Source organism: Pseudooctadecabacter sp., assembly GCF_020627745.1.
Lineage (GTDB): Bacteria > Pseudomonadota > Alphaproteobacteria > Rhodobacterales > Rhodobacteraceae > Octadecabacter.
The window spans coordinates 1-2,696 of the sequence record NZ_JAHDGE010000074.1; the positions used below are offsets into that span (position 1 = coordinate 1).

Genomic DNA, 2,696 nt, shown 5'->3' on the forward strand with positions numbered 1-2,696 from the left:
GCCGATCATCCCGGCCGTCAGCAAGTTGATGACCGATCCGGTTGATACCGGCACGATGCCGGTCATCCCCAAAAGGATCAGGGCGAAGGTTTCGATCGGGCCGAATTCCAGCGCGACGGCGGCCAGCTGCGGGGCCGCCAAGATCAACACCACCGCAGATACAAGCCTCCCGATGACGGACGCGACCGTCGCCCAGCCATGGGCCAGACCCGCCTCGCCCCGTTGGGCCATCGGGTAGCCGTACAGACAGGTGCCCGCAGATTGCGGCGTGCCAGGCGTGTTGATCAGGATCGCAGAGATTGATCCGCCAGAGACCGACCCGGCTTAAACGGCGAGCATCAGGATAATCGCAGGGGCCTGACCCATCGTCAGTGTAAAGGGCAACACGATTGCGACGGCTACGGTCGACCCAATTCCGGCATCGCACCCAGCACGATCCCGAGAACCAGCACCAGCAGCCCCTCAAGGCTGAGAAGAATTTCGATCGCTTCGGGGAGAGATGACAGCATTCCGAAACCTCAAAACAAATAGGAAAAACGGGAGGTCGGCAGCGGCATCCTAGGCGTATGATTGGACAGCACCAACAGTGCCTACGGCATCAGAATGGCGAACAGCCCGATTCACGGCATCAAGATGATGCGTGGAAAATATCGGCGACTGGGCCAGATCGGATGCGCTGAAGCTTTGCGTGAACGTCGACGCCTAAAGTGCGACCGCCGCCATCAACAGTCCCAGTTGCACGATCACCCGTTCGTTGGCGACGCGTTGCATAGCCCCCCTCACAAAGAATGAAACGACACCTGCGACCCAAGCCGCAAGTGTCGGTCAGTATCGCGATCAAAAACCGGCGGCTTCGATCAAACCTGCTTTGGCCTCGTGCTGTGCGCCTAAGAAAGCATCGAAGTCTTCCGCCCCGCGGTAATTGATGACCGTGCCCGATCTTTCCGCAAACGCCTGAAAGCCGGCAGGGCGACAGCCGTTTCACAGGCCGCCACAAGCGAGGCCGTTACCTCAGGTTCCAGTCCGGCAAGCGCAAAAGGCCACCCCAAAGGTAAGGCTCGTTCAGGGGGGCCTCGATGCCGACCACGGCAGCGATGGGCACGTCGGGGAATTCTCGACCCGCGTGTCATTGAACACCGTCAGGGGACGGAAATCACCACGGTCCATCAGCAGTCCCGTGCCGCCGAAGAACTGGATATTGCCAGCGGTCAGTTCCTTGATGGCAGGGCCGACCCCCTGAAACGGAAGGGGCTTCATGTCATCAATAATCCCTAGCCCCGCAAACGCAGACACCATGGTCAGATGCGTGATCGCACCCGGACCGGACGATCCATAGATCAATTCATCCGGCGCGTCCTCAACCGCCGCGACAACATCCTCCATGGATTGATAGGGGCTGTCGGCTGCAACAAACAGCATTGCCGGGGACGCCGCGATAGAACAGATCGGCGTTCAGCTGTCCAACCCTTACGGCACATCCTTGATTTGCGGCTGAATAGTCGAAACCGTGACCGACATATAGGCCAGCTGGTAGACATCCGGGCTTTGCCCCTACAGCGCGTATGCGGCCACCGTGCCGGAGCCGCCCACCATGTTGGACACGAAAGCATCCCCAGCAATCGCCTCGGCAAAATGCGGGGCCAGACCACGCCGCAACAAATCCGTCCCCCCGCCGACATTGAAGGGCGCGATCAGGTTGATCGGACGCTGTAGAAAATCCTGCGCCACAGACCTCCGGCCGTCATGACAACAGCCAGCGCGGCAGACGTCAGGTGAACAAGCTTCATGATTTCCTCCCAAAGAACGCTGATGTTGATAACGGCGCCGCCCCATTGGTCCAGCCCGCGCAGGCCGCCCCATAGGACGCGGGCACCCAAAGCGCTCTGGCTGTGCCCCCCATCACGGGCGGCCCGACAGTCTAAAGAACCGCATCAATACGGTCCCACGGCAGCACCCTGCGAAAGGCCGCACACTGGCTCGCGTTTCTCTTCGGGGCGGCGATCACCGCCGCGAAAGCATCGTCCAGAACATCATCCGGAAAACCCAACGCCTCGGCGCGCCAGAACAGCATCGGGGCACATTGGATGTGGTTGTAGACAAAGCGGGCGTCGCGGCTCGGGTCGATCTTTCGTCCATACGCGCCTTGTCCGTCGTACTCCGCCAGCCAGCCCAACCAGTGTTCTTTCTGGGACGAATACCACGCCTGTCCAAACCCGACGCCTTCACCCAACGCGACCTCAAGGGCGCGGTAGCGTGGTGTGTCGGCCTCCAACCGCGCGATCCGGCGGCGAAAGGCCCTAGGCCGCAAACCGTCCGTCCTCGCCCCGTTCGGCCTGGCCCAGCGCGGCGAGGCTTTCCATCAGGGGTTCCACAGTGACGGCCCTGCCCCGTTTGAAACGACGGGCGATTTGTTCGGGGGTGGCTTCGCCCAGTTCGGACAGGGCCTCGCGCACGGCGGCGATCTGGTCTGGCAGGGTTTTGGGCCAAGGGGCCTTTTCGATCTTGGCTGTCACGCCAAGGTCCATGTCGGTGGTCTTGCCTTTGGCCGCCTGCTTGCCGGTGGGGTTCTGGTAGTCGGGGCGCAGCCAGCGGATGTGGCCGCGCGCTTCTTCCTCGGCCCGTTCCTTGTTCAGCGCGACAAGGCGCAACAGGATGTCTTCGTCGCTGAGGTCTGCAGGCCAGCCATAGGCGTCGGC

General features: G+C 61.7%; 4 protein-coding genes and 1 pseudogene. All 5 read right to left on the bottom strand.

All coding sequences use genetic code 11. The features are described from left to right. Positions 1 to 300: tripartite tricarboxylate transporter permease (locus QZ653_RS14915; protein ID WP_366933108.1), on the bottom strand; the 300-nt coding region annotated here is incomplete at its 3' end. Between the two features lie 762 nt (positions 301 to 1,062). After that, complete coding sequence (locus tag QZ653_RS14920; protein ID WP_296421307.1) at positions 1,063 to 1,419, bottom strand: tripartite tricarboxylate transporter substrate-binding protein; 357 nt, start codon at positions 1,417 to 1,419, stop codon at positions 1,063 to 1,065. A gap of 132 nt (positions 1,420 to 1,551) precedes the next feature. Further along, positions 1,552 to 1,728, bottom strand: coding sequence for a hypothetical protein (locus QZ653_RS14925; RefSeq protein ID WP_296421309.1), 177 nt, complete (start codon positions 1,726 to 1,728; stop codon positions 1,552 to 1,554). 190 nt (positions 1,729 to 1,918) lie between these two features. Further along, entirely contained in the window at positions 1,919 to 2,308 is a 390-nt protein-coding gene (locus tag QZ653_RS14930) for a hypothetical protein (RefSeq protein WP_296421310.1), read from the bottom strand. After that, a pseudogene (locus QZ653_RS14935) lies at positions 2,298 to 2,696 on the bottom strand (class I SAM-dependent DNA methyltransferase); the annotation flags it as partial. The gene QZ653_RS14930 and the pseudogene QZ653_RS14935, both read right to left, overlap by 11 nt.